Origin of the sequence: Pseudomonas sp. LAIL14HWK12:I1, assembly GCF_003202095.1 — a bacterium.
GTDB lineage: Bacteria > Pseudomonadota > Gammaproteobacteria > Pseudomonadales > Pseudomonadaceae > Aquipseudomonas > Aquipseudomonas monteilii.
The window spans coordinates 747,427-762,145 of the sequence record NZ_QJKG01000001.1 but is presented as its reverse complement, the minus strand read 5'-3'; the positions used below and the strand labels follow the sequence as shown (position 1 = coordinate 762,145).

The following is a 14,719-nucleotide window of genomic DNA, read 5'->3' as shown; positions in this document are numbered from 1 at the left end:
CACGGCTATTGCTACAACGCTGGCACCATACCGTTTTTATGACGGTCAGCCACGCGAGAGAGCACGATGCCCCAGGCCGCCCACGTATCCCTAGCCCCCGACCAGAAGGGGCAAACCCCGGTGGAGCAGGAAAGCCGCCAGGGTGTCGAGCAAGCCTTCGCCTTGTTCAATCAGGTGTCCAGCCAGCTGAGCCAGTCCTACAGCCTGCTCGAAGCCCGGGTCAGTGAGCTCAAGGGCGAGCTGGCGGTGGTCAGTGCCCAGCGCATCGAAGAACTCAGCGAAAAGGAACGTCTGGCCAACCGCCTGCAAAACCTGCTGGACCTGCTGCCCGGCGGGGTGATCGTGATCGACGGCCAGGGCCTGGTGCGTGAAGCCAACCCGGCTGCCTGCGAGTTGCTTGGTGAGCCGTTGATCGGCCAGCTGTGGCGCCAGGTGATTGCCCGCAGCTTTGCACCGCGCAAGGACGATGGCCACGAAGTCTCGTTGCGCGACGGCCGTCGCCTGTCGATCGCGACCCGTTCGCTGGACGCCGAGCCCGGCCAACTGGTGCTGCTCAATGACCTGACTGAAACCCGTCGCCTGCAAGACCAGTTGGCGCGCCATGAGCGGTTGTCGTCGTTGGGGCGCATGGTTGCTTCGCTGGCGCATCAAATCCGTACGCCGCTGTCGGCAGCCATGCTGTACGCCAGTCATCTGGCCGATAGCGAGCAACAGCTGAGCGCAGAAACCCGCCAGCGCTTTGCCGGCACCCTGAAGGAACGCTTGCACGAACTGGAGCACCAGGTGCGCGACATGCTGGTGTTTGCCCGTGGCGAGCTGCCGCTGCTTGATCGGGTAACCCCGAAAGCCTTGTTCCAGGCACTGCAGCAGGCGGCCCAGGTGCATGTGCAGGGGCATGCCGTGCGCTGGCAGTGTGACAGCCACCTGGGTGAGCTGCTGTGCAACCGCGACACCCTGGTGGGGGCCATGCTCAACTTGGTCGAGAATGCCCTGCAGGCCGGCGACGGGCAGGCACGGCTGAAGGTGCACCTGTACCGCCGTGAACGTACCTTGCACCTGTGCGTCAGCGATGCTGGCAGCGGTATCGAGGCCGATTTGCTCGGCCGCCTGGGTGAGCCGTTCCTGACCACCAAGGCCACCGGTACCGGTTTGGGCCTGGCCGTGGTCAAGGCCGTGGTGCGCGCACACCAGGGCAGGATCAGCCTGCGCTCGAAAGTGGGCCGTGGTACTTGCGTGCGGGTAGAGCTGCCCTTGATCGACGGGCAGTTGGCGGAGGGGGTGTGATGGCAATCAAGGTGCTGCTGGTCGAGGACGATCGCGTATTGCGCCAGGCGCTGGGCGATACCCTGGAAATCGGCGGTTTCGCTTACCAGGCGGTGGGCAGTGCCGAAGAAGCGCTGGAGGCTGTGCTGGAAGACGCTTTCAGCCTGGTGGTCAGTGACGTGAACATGCCCGGCATGGACGGGCACCAGTTGCTCAGCCAGCTGCGCCGCCAGCAACCGCAGTTGCCGGTGTTGCTGATGACTGCACACGCCGCCGTCGAGCGTGCGGTCGAGGCGATGCGCCAGGGCGCTGCCGACTACCTGGTCAAGCCCTTCGAGCCCAAGGCGTTGCTCAGCCTGGTCGAGCGGCATGCCGCCGGGCGCGTGAGCGGCGAAGAAGGCCCGGTCGCCTGCGAGCCGGCCAGCCGCCAGTTGCTGGAGTTGGCCGCCCGGGTGGCGCGCAGTGACTCGACCGTGCTGATTTCCGGCGAGTCCGGTACTGGCAAGGAAGTGCTGGCGCGCTACATTCACCAGCAGTCGCCCCGTGCCGCGCAGCCCTTCGTCGCGATCAACTGCGCGGCGATTCCCGACAATATGCTCGAGGCTACTCTGTTTGGTCACGAGAAGGGCGCCTTCACCGGCGCTATCGCTGCCCAGGCAGGCAAGTTCGAACAGGCCGAAGGCGGCACCTTGTTGCTCGACGAAATCTCGGAAATGCCCATGGCTTTACAGGCCAAGCTGCTGCGTGTGCTGCAGGAGCGCGAGGTGGAGCGGGTAGGCGGGCGCAAGCCGATCAGCCTCGACATTCGTGTGCTGGCCACCACCAACCGTGACCTGGCAGGCGAGGTGGCGGCCGGGCGCTTCCGCGAAGACCTGTATTACCGCTTGTCGGTGTTCCCGCTGGCCTGGCGCCCGCTGCGTGAACGCCCGGGCGACATCCTGCAGCTGGCCGAGCGCCTGTTGGCGCGGCATGTGGCCAAGATGAAGCATGCTCCGGTACGCCTCTCGCCTGCGGCCCGGGCTTGCCTGCAGGCGCACGCCTGGCCAGGTAACGTGCGCGAATTGGACAACGCCCTGCAGCGGGCGCTGATCCTGCAGCAGGGTGGGGTGATCGAGGCGGCGGATTTTTGTCTGGAAGGCGCCATTCCATTGTCGGCCGGCACCGTGCCCTCGCCTGAAGTGGTTGTTGAGGCCGGCGGGCTGGGTGATGACATGCGCCGCCACGAGTACCAGATGATCATCGACACCTTGCGCGCCGAGCGCGGCCGGCGCAAAGAGGCGGCCGAACGCCTTGGGATCAGCCCCCGCACCCTGCGCTACAAGCTGGCACAGATGCGTGATGCCGGGTTCGATGTAGAGGCCAGCCTGTTCGGGTGACGGGCCGCCTCCACGGCGACCCTGTCAAAAACCAGAAGGGCTGGGTTGCCAAGGCTGGCACCTTTGTTGCTTTACGTAGGCTATTCGCCGCATGAGCGTCAAAAAAATGCGGCCGCAGGAGAGAGAAGGGTCATGAGCCAAGGTGTTGAATTCAATCGTCTGATGCTGGACATGCGGGCCATGCAGGCCGATGCCATGTCGTTGCCGAAGGTCACTGCTGCCCCGGAGCTGGCGCCGGGGCAAAGTACCTTTGCCGACATGCTCGGCCAGGCCATCGGCAAGGTGCATGAGACGCAGCAGGCCTCGACCCAGCTGGCCAATGCCTTCGAAATCGGCAAGAGCGGCGTCGACCTGACGGACGTGATGATCGCGTCGCAAAAGGCCAGCGTTTCGATGCAGGCCCTGACCCAGGTGCGCAACAAGTTGGTCCAGGCGTACCAGGACATCATGCAGATGCCGGTTTGAGGACGGATGTAAACCATGGCTGAAGCAGTCGTCGACAACCCCCCTGCCAAGACTGGCGCACCAGCGGCCAAGCGTCCGCTGCCCGGTATGTCGTTCCTGGAAAACATCGCACAGATGCCCATGCTGCGGCAGATCGGCCTCATGGTCGGCCTGGCGGCCAGCGTGGCGATCGGCTTTGCCGTGGTGCTGTGGTCGCAACAACCCGATTATCGTCCGTTGTACGGCAGCCTGTCGGGCATGGACACCAAGCAGGTCATGGACACCCTGGCCGCTGCTGACATCCCTTACAACGTGGAGCCCAACTCGGGTGCTCTGCTGGTCAAAGCCGACGATCTCTCCCGTGCGCGCCTGAAGCTGGCCGCCGCCGGGGTGGCGCCGAGCGACGGCAACGTGGGTTTCGAGCTGCTCGACAAGGAGCAGGGCCTGGGTACCAGCCAGTTCATGGAGGCCACCCGCTACCGCCGCAGCCTGGAAGGTGAGCTGGCGCGTACCGTTTCCAGCCTGAACAATGTCAAGGGTGCGCGCGTGCACCTGGCTATCCCGAAAAGTTCGGTGTTCGTGCGTGACGAGCGCAAGCCCAGTGCCTCGGTACTGGTCGAGCTGTACCCGGGCCGTGCCCTGGAAGCCGGGCAGGTGATGGCCATCGTCAACCTGGTCGCCACCAGCGTGCCAGAGCTGGACAAGTCGCAGGTCACCGTGGTCGACCAGAAGGGCAACCTGCTGTCCGAACAGATCCAGGACTCCGCGCTCACCCAGGCCGGCAAGCAGTTCGACTACAGCCGCCGGGTGGAAAGCATGCTCACCCAGCGTGTGCACAACATCCTGCAGCCAGTGCTGGGCAACGACCGCTACAAGGCCGAAGTGTCGGCGGACCTGGACTTCAGTGCGGTGGAGTCCACCTCCGAGCAGTTCAACCCAGACCAGCCAGCGCTGCGCAGCGAGCAATCCGTCGACGAGCAGCGCGCCAGCAGCCAAGGCCCGCAAGGTGTGCCCGGTGCACTGAGCAACCAGCCACCTGGCGCGGCCTCGGCCCCGCAAACCACCGGTGGCGCTGCCACCCCGGCTGCGGCCATCCAGCCTGGCCAGCCGCTGGTGGATGCCAACGGCCAGCAGATCATGGACCCGGCCACCGGTCAGCCGATGCTCGCGCCGTACCCGTCGGACAAACGCCAGCAAAGCACCAAGAACTTCGAACTGGACCGTTCCATCAGCCACACCCGCCAGCAGCAGGGGCGCATGACCCGCCTGTCGGTGGCCGTGGTGGTAGACGATCAGGTCAAGATCGACCCGGCCACTGGCGACAGCACGCGCGCGCCGTGGGGTGCCGAGGACCTGGCGCGCTTTACCCGCCTGGTGCAGGATGCGGTCGGCTTCGATGCCAGCCGTGGCGACAGCGTGACGGTGATCAACGTACCGTTCGCCGCCGACCGTGGCGAAGAAATTGCCGATATCGCCTTCTATCAGCAGCCGTGGTTCTGGGACATCGTCAAGCAGGTGTTGGGCGTAGTGTTCATCCTGGTGCTGGTGTTCGGTGTGCTGCGGCCTGTGTTGAACAACATTACAGGGGGCGGCAAGCAGGCTGCCCCGGACAGCGACATGGAGCTGGGCGGCATGATGGGTCTGGATGGCGAACTGGCCAACGACCGCGTCAGTCTGGGTGGCCCGACAAGCATTCTGCTGCCTAGCCCGAGCGAGGGTTACGAGGCACAGCTCAACGCAATCAAAGGCCTGGTGGCCGAAGACCCGGGCCGCGTTGCCCAGGTCGTGAAAGAGTGGATCAACGCCGATGAGTGATAACCGAGCCGTTACCGCCAAGCTGAGCCGCGTCGACAAGGCGGCGATCCTTCTGCTCTCGCTGGGCGAGACCGATGCGGCCCAGGTGCTGCGGCACATGGGGCCCAAGGAGGTGCAGCGGGTGGGTGTGGCCATGGCGCAGATGGGCAATGTGCACCGTGACCAGGTGGAGCAGGTGATGAGCGAGTTCGTCGACATCGTCGGCGACCAGACCAGTCTGGGCGTGGGTTCCGATGCCTACATCCGCAAGATGCTCAACCAGGCATTGGGCGAGGACAAGGCCAATGGCCTGGTCGACCGCATCCTGCTCGGTGGCAACACCAGCGGCCTGGACAGCCTGAAGTGGATGGAGCCGCGTGCTGTCGCGGACGTGATCCGCTACGAGCACCCGCAGATCCAGGCCATCGTGGTGGCCTACCTCGATCCGGACCAGGCCGGTGAAGTGCTGAGCAACTTCGACCACAAGGTGCGCCTGGACATCGTCCTGCGCGTGTCGTCGCTGAACACCGTGCAGCCTGCGGCGTTGAAGGAGCTGAACCAGATCCTCGAGAAGCAGTTCTCGGGCAACTCCAACGCAGCACGCACCACCCTGGGCGGCATCAAGCGTGCTGCCGACATCATGAACTTCCTCGATAGCTCCGTGGAAGGTGCACTGATGGACGCGATCCGCGAAATCGACAGCGACCTGTCGGAGCAGATCGAGGACTTGATGTTCGTCTTCAACAACCTGGCCGACGTCGACGATCGCGGTATCCAGGCGCTGTTGCGTGAAGTGTCGTCCGACGTGCTGGTGGTGTCGCTCAAGGGCGCCGACGAGCGGGTCAAGGACAAGATCTTCAAGAACATGTCCAAACGTGCTTCGGAGCTGCTGCGCGACGACCTGGAGGCCAAGGGGCCGGTACGGGTCAGCGACGTGGAAACGGCACAGAAGGAAATCCTTACTATTGCCCGGCGTATGGCCGAGGCTGGCGAGATCGTGCTCGGCGGCAAAGGCGCCGAGGAAATGATCTAAGTCGCTTGCGGGCCTTGAGGGGCCTTGTGGGAGCGGGCTTGCCCCGCGAACACCGGCAACGCCGGTGCCATACACCGCGGCGCCTGCTTCGCGGGACAAGCCCGCTCCCACAGGGGTCAAACCCGTCTCCCTATTGAATAGGGTTTTGAGTACCTGAAAACATGTCCACCAAAGAACATCACCCCAGCGACCTGATCCGCGCCCGCGACCTTGAGGGCGTGGACGTGTGGGCGCTGCCCAGCTTCGACCCGGAACCGGAGCCCGAACCGGAGCCTGAGCCTGAACCCGAGGTCATCGAGGAAGTCGAGGAAGTGCCGCTGGAAGAAGTCCAGCCGCTGACCCTGGAAGAACTCGAAGCGATCCGGCAAGAGGCCTACAACGAGGGTTTTGCCACCGGTGAGCGTGAAGGTTTTCACAGCACCCAGCTCAAAGTCCGCCAGGAGGCCGAAGAGGCCTTGAAGACCAAGCTGGACAGCCTTGAGCGGCTGATGGCCAACCTGATGGAGCCGATCGCCGAGCAGGACACGCAGATCGAGAAAACACTGGTGCATCTGGTGGCCCACATGACTCGCCAGGTGATCGGCCGCGAGCTGCGCAGCGATTCCAGTCAGATCACCCAAGTGTTGCGCGAAGCGCTCAAGCTGCTGCCCATGGGGGCGGACAATATCCGCATCCACCTCAACCCGCAGGATTTCGAGCTGGCCAAGGCCTTGCGCGAACGCCATGAGGAAAGCTGGCGGCTGCTGGAAGACAGTGCACTGCTGCCAGGTGGTTGCCGTATCGAGACGCTTCACAGCCGTATCGATGCAACCATGGAAACACGCATCGAAAAAGCCGTGGCACAACTGTTCGACCAGTTGCACGACCATGCACTGCACCCGGCAGCGCCAGATATGGCGGTAGATCTGGCCAGCCCGGTGGATACCCCTGATGCGCCTTGAACGCACCAGCTTCGGCAAGCGCCTGGGCAGTTATGCCGAGGCCATCGCGCTGCCGGCCCAGCCCGTCGTCGAAGGCCGCCTGCTGCGCATGGTCGGGCTCACCCTGGAGGCCGAAGGCCTGCGTGCCGCGGTGGGCAGCCGCTGCCTGGTGATCAACGACGACAGTTACCACCCGGTGCAGGTCGAGGCCGAAGTCATGGGCTTTGCCGGGCCCAAGGTGTTCCTTATGCCGGTGGGCAGCATCGTCGGTATTGCGCCGGGGGCGCGGGTGGTGCCGCTGGACGACGGCGGACGTCTGCCCATGGGCATGAGCATGCTCGGCCGCGTGCTCGACGGTGCCGGTCGCGCGCTGGATGGCAAGGGCGGGATGAAGGCCGAGGACTGGGTGCCGATGGACGGCCCGGTGATCAACCCGCTCAACCGCGACCCGATCAGCAAGCCGCTGGACGTGGGTATTCGCAGTATCAATGGTCTGCTTACCGTTGGCCGTGGCCAGCGGCTGGGCCTGTTTGCCGGTACCGGCGTGGGTAAATCGGTGTTGCTGGGCATGATGACCCGCTTCACCGAAGCCGAAATCATCGTGGTCGGGCTGATCGGTGAGCGGGGCCGCGAAGTGAAGGAGTTCATCGAGCATATCCTCGGTGAAGAGGGCCTCAAGCGCTCGGTGGTGGTGGCGTCGCCGGCAGACGATGCGCCGCTGATGCGTCTGCGCGCGGCCATGTACTGCACGCGCATCGCCGAGTACTTCCGCGACAAGGGCAAGAATGTGCTGTTGTTGATGGACTCCTTGACCCGTTTCGCCCAGGCCCAGCGGGAAATCGCCCTGGCCATCGGCGAACCGCCGGCCACTCGCGGTTACCCGCCATCGGTGTTCGCCAAGCTGCCCAAGCTGGTGGAGCGGGCGGGCAATGGCGAGCCGGGCGGTGGATCGATCACGGCGTTCTATACCGTGCTGTCAGAGGGCGACGACCAGCAGGACCCGATCGCCGACTCGGCCCGGGGCGTGCTCGACGGTCACTTTGTGCTGTCGCGCCGGTTGGCCGAGGAAGGCCATTACCCGGCCATCGACATCGAAGCGTCCATCAGCCGGGTGATGCCCCAGGTTGTCGATGCCGACCACTTGCGCCAGGCGCAGAAGTTCAAGCAGCTGTGGTCGCGCCTGTCGCAAAGCCGCGACCTGATTAGCGTGGGTGCCTATGTGGCCGGCGGCGATCCGGAAACCGACCTGGCCATTGCCTTGCAATCAAAGCTGGTGGAATTCTTGCGCCAAGGGCTGAGTGAAAACGTGGGCATGGCACAGAGCCGCGAACAGCTGGGGGCGATTTTCACGCCCCCGGCAGGCTGATAGGCCATGGCGCTGCCCGGACGCGCAGCGCGCTTGGCGCCAGTGGTGGACATGGCCGAGGAGGCCGAGCGCAAGGCCGCTCAGCGCGTTGGGCACTTTCAGCAGCAGGTGGCCACGGCTCAGGCCAAGTTGGCCGAGCTGGAGCGTTTTCGCGAGGACTACCAGCTGCAGTGGATCAACCGTGGCGGGCAAGGCGTGAATGGCAGCTGGCTGGTCAACTACCAGCGTTTTCTGGGGCAGCTGGAAACGGCCATGACCCAGCAGCGTCAGAGCCTGGTGTGGCACCAGAACAACCTCAACAACGCCCGTGGTACCTGGCAGCAGGCCTATGCCCGGGTGGAGGGATTGCGCAAGCTGGTGCAGCGCTACAGGGATGAGGCCCGGCGAGCCGAAGACAAGCGTGAGCAGCGGTTGCTGGATGAGCTGTCGCAGCGTTTGCCCCGACAAAACCTTTAGCCAAAGCCTTGCGCTGCCCCCTGTAGGAGCGGCCTTGTGGAAACAGCATTCTTGCCACCCCTGGCATCGCCTGCTAAACCTTAATGGAGTTGCATCCGCCATCATCGAAGGAATCGCTAGCATGGCAGTCGAGACTGATTTTTCGCAGGATGGGAAAAAGCTGACGATCAAGATCAAGGGGCGCTTCGATTTCGGCAAGCATCAGGAATTTCGAGACGCCTACGAACGCCAGCCCGATCGCCCCGATTCGGTGATCGTCGACCTGAAAGACACCACCTACCTCGACAGCTCCGCGCTCGGCATGCTGCTGTTGCTGCGCGACCATGCGGGTGGCGATGAGTCGGATGTGCGGGTGGTGCATGCCAGCTCCGACGTGCGCAAGATACTCGCCATCTCCAATTTCGAAAAACTCTTCGATATCAGTTGAGCGCCGACATGCCGGCCGAACAGCCGTTGACCGTGCTGGTCGCCGAGGACGGTGCCGCCGACCGCCTGCTGCTGGCGCAGATTGTCCGTCGCCAGGGCCACCAGGTATTCACCGCGGAAAACGGCGAGCAGGCAGTGGCGCTGTTTCAGGAGCGCAGCCCACAGCTGGTGTTGCTGGACGCGCTGATGCCGGTAATGGACGGCTTCGAGGCGGCGCGGCAGATCAAGGCCCTGGCCGGCGAGGCGCTGGTGCCGATCATTTTCCTGACGTCGCTGAACGAAGAGGAAGGCTTGGTGCGCTGCCTGGAGGCGGGTGGCGATGACTTCATGGCCAAGCCCTACAGCGCGGTGATCCTCGCTGCCAAGATCCGCGCCATGGACCGGTTGCGCCGGTTGCAAGCCACTGTGCTTGAGCAGCGTGACCAGATCACCCGGCACCATCATCACCTGCTCAACGAGCAGCGGGTGGCCAAGGCTGTTTTCGACAAGGTGGCCCACTCCGGTTGCCTTTCTGCGCCCAACATCCGCTACCTGCAGTCGCCGTATGCGCTGTTCAACGGTGACCTGATGCTGGCTGCGTTCACCCCGGGCGGTGACATGCGCGTGCTGCTGGGCGACTTTACCGGCCATGGCCTGCCAGCGGCGGTTGGCGCCATGCCGCTGGCCGAGGTGTTCTACGGCATGACCGCCAAGGGTTACGGCATGGCGCCGATCCTGCGCGAGATGAACGCCAAGCTCAAACGCATCCTGCCGGTGGACATGTTCTGTTGCGCGATGCTGCTCAACCTCAATGTGCAGCGCGGCTCGGTGGAGGTGTGGAATGGCGGTATGCCCGATGGCTATCGGCTGTCGGTGGATGGCCAGGTGCTGTCAGCGCTGAGCTCGCGGCATCTGCCGCTGGGTATTCTGGCTGCCGAGCGTTTTGATGACAGCACCGAGGTGCTTCCCTTGGCGCCGGGTGAGCGCCTGTTGCTGCTGTCGGACGGCGTGCTCGACACGGCGGACGATCAGGAGCGCCTGTTCGGTGTGCAGCGCCTGCTGGCGGTGCTGGCCGACAACCGCGACCCGGTGCGGTTGTTCGACGAAGTGATGCAGGCCCTGGCGCGCTTTGGCGGGCACCCGCGCGACGACATCAGTTTGTGTGACATCCGCATGTTCGGCGCCGAAGAGCGGGTGCCGGCACCGATGATCTACGCTGATAGCGGTCGCTTCAGCCCGCAGGACTGGTCGCTGGGCTTCGAAGTGCGGGGCGAGAGCCTGAAGTGCTTTAACCCGATTCCTTACCTGGTGCAGTTGTTGCAGGAGATTCATGGGCTTCGTGCGCGTACCGGCAGCTTGCACAGCGTCCTCAGCGAGTTGTATTCCAATGCTCTGGAGCATGGTGTGCTAGGGCTGGACTCGCAGCTCAAGCGCGATGTGCAGGGTTTTGCCGACTATTATCAGGAGCGCGCCCGGCGCCTGGGCGTGCTGACAGACGGCTTTGTGCGCATCGATTTCAAGGTTGAACCGCTTGCCGATGGCGGGCGTCTGAGTATCGAGGTCCGCGACAGCGGTGCGGGTTTCGATGTGCAGCGGGTACTGTCGCGGCCTTCGCTGGACCAGGGGCTGAGCGGGCGTGGCCTGAACCTGGTGCGGCGGTTGGCCAGCGATGCGCGCTGGAGTGAAGGCGGGCGTTGCGCGCATGTGGCGTTCGTATGGTGAGCCAGTGGCTGGCTCGGGCATAATCTGGCTTGATCAAGGAGTGAGCAAGTGACTGACATGCATATTGACCACAAGGTACTCAGTGACCTGCGTGAGGTCATGGAGGATGGCTACCTGCAGTTGGTGCAGACGTTTCTCGACGATTCCGAGCGGCGGCTGGGCCAGTTACACGCGGCCAAAAGCGCCGAAGAGCTGGGTGCGGCCGCCCACAGCTTCAAGGGTAGCAGCAGCAACATGGGGGCTATTGCCCTGGCCGGCCTGTGTCAGCAGCTGGAAGAGCGTGCACGGCGCCCCCCGCTGTACGGTATCGAAGACTTGATCAGCCGTATCGACCAGGAGTTCGTCGAGGTGCAGCGCTTCTACCGTGGTGAGCAGCAACGTATTTCAGCAGGCTGATACACAACTTGGCGCGAGTCTTGCCTGTTTCTGGGCGGATTATTCTTTTGTTTCTGGCGCGGAGACCGCTCGATGCCTGTCGCACCCAACCCTTTGTTGCAAGCCAACGCCATTGCCAGTGCCTCGCGCTCTGCCACCGCACAGGCGGACAAACCGCTGCAGGCGCTGGGCGACAAGGGCGACGGCTTTGGCCAGGTGATGGCACGGCAGGGGCGTGACAAGGCAGCCTCGCAGGACGACAAAGTCGCCCAGGCAAAGCCCAAGGACAAACCTGAGGCGCCAGCGCACGGCAAGAAAGACCCGGCTGACAAAACGGCTGTTGCCGATGACGGCAACAAATTGCCAGCAGACGATGCGTCCCAGGCCGATACCGGGGTGCGTGATGCCAACCTGGTGGCCGGCCAGGTCACTGACGCCCAGCCCGGTGCGCAACTGATCCAGGCCCAGGCCGAGGCGGTAGCGCCGGTGCTGCAGGCCGCCACGGCGCAGGTTGGCGCGCTGCCCGAGGAGCCTTCCGCCGAAGAGGCTTTCGACCCGGATGCAGACCCTCTGGCCAACCTGCCAACCTTGCGCCTGGCGCTGGAGCAGAGTGCTCAAGCCAAGGGGGCTACATCGGCGCATGCCCTTGACCCTTCCCAGGCGCAGGGGGAGGAGGGCCGGGTAGCCGTCAATACCTTGGCGAATCTGATCGAGAGTGCCGAGGGTGAGGCGGGAGAGTCTGGCGACAAGGCCTTTGGTGCCTTGCTGGAGGATGGCCTGAAGGACACCAAGAGCGCCAGCAGCGACACCCGTGTCGATGACTTCGCCAACCGCCTGGCCAGCCTGACCCAGGCTGCCACGGCCAAGACCGCCAGCGCCGTGCCGGCCAGCGCCAGCCCGTTGCACCAGCCGTTGCCAATGAACCAGGGTGCGTGGGCGGAAGGTTTGGTCAACCGGGTCATGTACCTGTCCAGCCAGAACCTGAAATCTGCAGACATCCAGCTGGAGCCCGCAGAGCTGGGCCGCTTGGACATTCGCGTCAATGTTGCGGCGGACCAGTCGACCCAGGTCACCTTCATCAGTGGCCACGCCGGTGTGCGTGACGCCCTCGACAGCCAGGTACACCGCCTGCGCGAGCTGTTTGCCCAGCAGGGGCTGGCCCAGCCGGATGTCAACGTCGCCGACCAGTCGCGCGGGCAGCAACAGCAGCAGGGGCAGGCGCAGGGCAGTAACCTGTCCGGCGTGGCCGCGCGGCGGGCGGAGCAGGGTGGGGGTGAGGTTGTAGACAGCGCCCGTCCTGTGGAGCAACAGGTCGTTATTGGTGACAGTGCGGTCGATTACTACGCGTAGATCTCGATTGGCTGCACTGGCCTCTTCGCGGGTCAGCCCGCTCCCACAAGATCTCCATAGATTCCGGATCCTCTGCAGTACCTGTGGGAGCGGGCTTGCCCGCGAAGACGCCAACACCGCAAATCCTGTTGAAACCCATCCTTTGCAAAATCTGGCATAACACTTGCTCAAGCCAAGCCATCCTCCCTTGAACCCCCGATGGACGACGGATTATTGGCATGGCGAAGAGCGAAGCAGTCAAAGACCCCGCCACTAAAGGCAAACTCAAGCTGATCCTGCTGGCTGTCGTCGGCCTGTTGCTGGCGATCGGCCTTTCGGTGGGCGCTACCTGGTTCATCATGCACAAGAGCGAGTCGGCCCCGGCCGCCGAGCCTGCGGCCAGCAACGTCAAGCCTGCGGCCATCTACGAGGCGCTGACCCCGGCCTTCGTGGTCAATTTCAACCAGAACGGCCGCCAGCGCTACATGCAGTTGAGCATCACCCTGCAGGCGCGCAACCAGGCCGACCTGGATGCGCTGAAGGTGCACATGCCGGTGATTCGCAACAACCTGGTGATGATGTTCTCCGGACAAGGCTTCGACACCCTGGCCAGCAGCCCGGTCGGGCAGGAGATGCTGCGTCAGAAGGCCACTGCGGTGGTGCAGGAAGTGGCCCAGAAGGAAGTCGGCAAGCCGGTCATTGACCAGCTGCTGTTCACCAATTTCGTATTGCAGTAGGAGTCCGCAATGGCCGTACAGGACCTGCTGTCCCAGGATGAAATCGATGCCCTGTTGCACGGCGTCGACGACGGGCTGGTGCAGACCGAGAGTGCATCCGAGCCTGGCAGTATCAAAAGCTACGACCTGACCAGTCAGGACCGTATCGTACGGGGTCGCATGCCGACCCTTGAAATGATCAACGAGCGCTTCGCCCGTTACACCCGTATCAGCATGTTCAACCTGCTGCGCCGTTCTGCCGACGTGGCCGTGGGCGGTGTGCAGGTGATGAAGTTCGGCGAATACGTGCACTCGCTGTACGTACCCACCAGCCTCAACCTGGTCAAGATCAAGCCGCTGCGCGGCACCTCGCTGTTCATCCTCGACGCCAAGCTGGTGTTCAAGCTGGTGGACAACTTCTTCGGCGGCGATGGCCGCCACGCCAAGATCGAAGGCCGTGAATTCACGCCGACCGAGCTGCGCGTGGTGCGCATGGTGCTGGACCAGTGCTTCGTCGACCTCAAGGAAGCCTGGCAGGCCATCATGCCGGTCACCTTCGAGTACATGAACTCCGAGGTCAACCCGGCCATGGCCAACATTGTCGGCCCCAGCGAGGCGGTGGTGGTGTCCACTTTCCACATCGAGCTGGACGGCGGCGGCGGCGACCTGCACGTAACCATGCCGTACTCGATGATCGAGCCGGTGCGCGAAATGCTCGACGCCGGTTTCCAGTCCGACCTGGACGACCAGGACGAGCGCTGGGTCAAGGCCCTGCGCGAAGACGTGCTGGACGTGGCGGTGCCCATGACTGCCACGGTCGCCCGGCGCCAGTTGAAGCTGCGCGACATCCTGCACATGCAGCCTGGCGACGTGATCCCGGTGGAGCTGCCCGAGCACCTGGTGTTGCGCGCCAATGGCGTGCCGGCGTTCAAGGCGCGGCTGGGTTCGCACAAGGGCAACCTGGCCCTGCAGATCATCGACCCGATCGAGCGCCGCTGACGGCGTGCCGGTCGCTCATAACGAATTGAATGCCTGTCGAGGAAACCATGGCTAACGAAAACGAGATCACCTCCCCAGAGGACCAGGCGCTGGCCGACGAGTGGGCTGCGGCCCTGGAAGAAACCGGCGCGGCCGGCCAGGCCGATATCGATGCACTGCTGGGCGGTGACACTGGCAGCACCAGCGGCCCGGGCCGCCTGCCGATGGAAGAGTTCGCCAGCTCGCCGAAGCCGAACGAAAACGTCAGCCTCGAAGGCCCGAACCTGGACGTGATCCTGGACATCCCGGTTAACATTTCCATGGAAGTGGGCAGTACCGAGATCAATATCCGTAACCTGTTGCAGTTGAACCAGGGTTCGGTGATCGAACTCGATCGCCTGGCCGGCGAGCCGCTCGACGTGCTGGTGAACGGTACGCTGATCGCCCATGGCGAAGTGGTGGTGGTCAACGAGAAGTTCGGCATCCGCCTGACCGACGTGATCAGCCCCAGCGAACGTATCAAGAAGCTGCGCTGAGTGAAG

The 14,719-nt window shown here is 64.0% G+C and carries 15 protein-coding genes; all 15 read left to right on the top strand.

Going from position 1 to position 14,719, the window contains the following annotated elements; all coding sequences use genetic code 11:
* The first annotated feature begins 66 nt into the window (after window positions 1-66).
* The 15 genes from D906_RS03445 (at window position 67) to fliN (ending at window position 14,713) form a co-directional block, all read left to right on the top strand.
* Window positions 67-1,284 (top strand): PAS domain-containing sensor histidine kinase, encoded by a 1,218-nt coding sequence (locus D906_RS03445; protein WP_027615296.1) that lies wholly within the window; start codon window positions 67-69, stop codon window positions 1,282-1,284.
* Entirely contained in the window at window positions 1,284-2,639 is a 1,356-nt protein-coding gene (locus tag D906_RS03440; RefSeq protein WP_025753840.1) for a sigma-54 dependent transcriptional regulator, read from the top strand. The genes D906_RS03445 and D906_RS03440 overlap by 1 nt, the downstream gene beginning before the upstream one ends.
* Window positions 2,640-2,771: 132 nt before the next feature.
* The gene (gene fliE / locus D906_RS03435; RefSeq protein ID WP_019099657.1) at window positions 2,772-3,104 is read left to right on the top strand and encodes a flagellar hook-basal body complex protein FliE; all 333 of its coding nucleotides are present in this window, start codon (window positions 2,772-2,774) and stop codon (window positions 3,102-3,104) included.
* A gap of 15 nt (window positions 3,105-3,119) precedes the next feature.
* Complete coding sequence (fliF, locus tag D906_RS03430) at window positions 3,120-4,898, top strand: flagellar basal-body MS-ring/collar protein FliF (RefSeq protein WP_019099658.1); 1,779 nt, start codon at window positions 3,120-3,122, stop codon at window positions 4,896-4,898.
* On the top strand, window positions 4,891-5,910 hold the full coding sequence (gene fliG, locus D906_RS03425; protein WP_003254434.1) for a flagellar motor switch protein FliG: 1,020 nt from the start codon (window positions 4,891-4,893) through the stop codon (window positions 5,908-5,910). Before fliF ends, fliG begins: the two co-directional genes overlap by 8 nt.
* A 161-nt stretch (window positions 5,911-6,071) precedes the next feature.
* Window positions 6,072-6,851 carry a flagellar assembly protein FliH gene (gene fliH / locus D906_RS03420; protein WP_019099659.1) on the top strand — a complete coding sequence of 260 codons (780 nt, stop codon included), beginning with the start codon at window positions 6,072-6,074 and terminating at the stop codon, window positions 6,849-6,851.
* Complete coding sequence (gene fliI, locus D906_RS03415; protein WP_016711789.1) at window positions 6,841-8,196, top strand: flagellar protein export ATPase FliI; 1,356 nt, start codon at window positions 6,841-6,843, stop codon at window positions 8,194-8,196. The genes fliH and fliI overlap by 11 nt, the downstream gene beginning before the upstream one ends.
* A 6-nt stretch (window positions 8,197-8,202) precedes the next feature.
* A complete protein-coding gene (gene fliJ / locus D906_RS03410) occupies window positions 8,203-8,652 on the top strand; it encodes a flagellar export protein FliJ (RefSeq protein ID WP_019099661.1) in 450 nt (149 codons plus the stop codon).
* A gap of 121 nt (window positions 8,653-8,773) precedes the next feature.
* A complete protein-coding gene (locus D906_RS03405; RefSeq protein WP_016711787.1) occupies window positions 8,774-9,079 on the top strand; it encodes an STAS domain-containing protein in 306 nt (101 codons plus the stop codon).
* A gap of 8 nt (window positions 9,080-9,087) precedes the next feature.
* A complete protein-coding gene (locus D906_RS03400; RefSeq protein WP_019099662.1) occupies window positions 9,088-10,779 on the top strand; it encodes a fused response regulator/phosphatase in 1,692 nt (563 codons plus the stop codon).
* 48 nt (window positions 10,780-10,827) lie between these two features.
* Window positions 10,828-11,175, top strand: coding sequence for an Hpt domain-containing protein (locus D906_RS03395; RefSeq protein ID WP_019099663.1), 348 nt, complete (start codon window positions 10,828-10,830; stop codon window positions 11,173-11,175).
* A gap of 72 nt (window positions 11,176-11,247) precedes the next feature.
* A complete protein-coding gene (locus D906_RS03390; protein WP_025753837.1) occupies window positions 11,248-12,504 on the top strand; it encodes a flagellar hook-length control protein FliK in 1,257 nt (418 codons plus the stop codon).
* 218 nt (window positions 12,505-12,722) lie between these two features.
* Complete coding sequence (gene fliL, locus D906_RS03380) at window positions 12,723-13,220, top strand: flagellar basal body-associated protein FliL (RefSeq protein WP_025753836.1); 498 nt, start codon at window positions 12,723-12,725, stop codon at window positions 13,218-13,220.
* Window positions 13,221-13,229: 9 nt separating this feature from the next.
* On the top strand, window positions 13,230-14,198 hold the full coding sequence (gene fliM / locus D906_RS03375) for a flagellar motor switch protein FliM (RefSeq protein ID WP_012273501.1): 969 nt from the start codon (window positions 13,230-13,232) through the stop codon (window positions 14,196-14,198).
* 47 nt (window positions 14,199-14,245) lie between these two features.
* The gene (fliN, locus tag D906_RS03370) at window positions 14,246-14,713 is read left to right on the top strand and encodes a flagellar motor switch protein FliN (protein WP_025753835.1); all 468 of its coding nucleotides are present in this window, start codon (window positions 14,246-14,248) and stop codon (window positions 14,711-14,713) included.
* The last annotated feature ends 6 nt before the right edge of the window (window positions 14,714-14,719 follow it).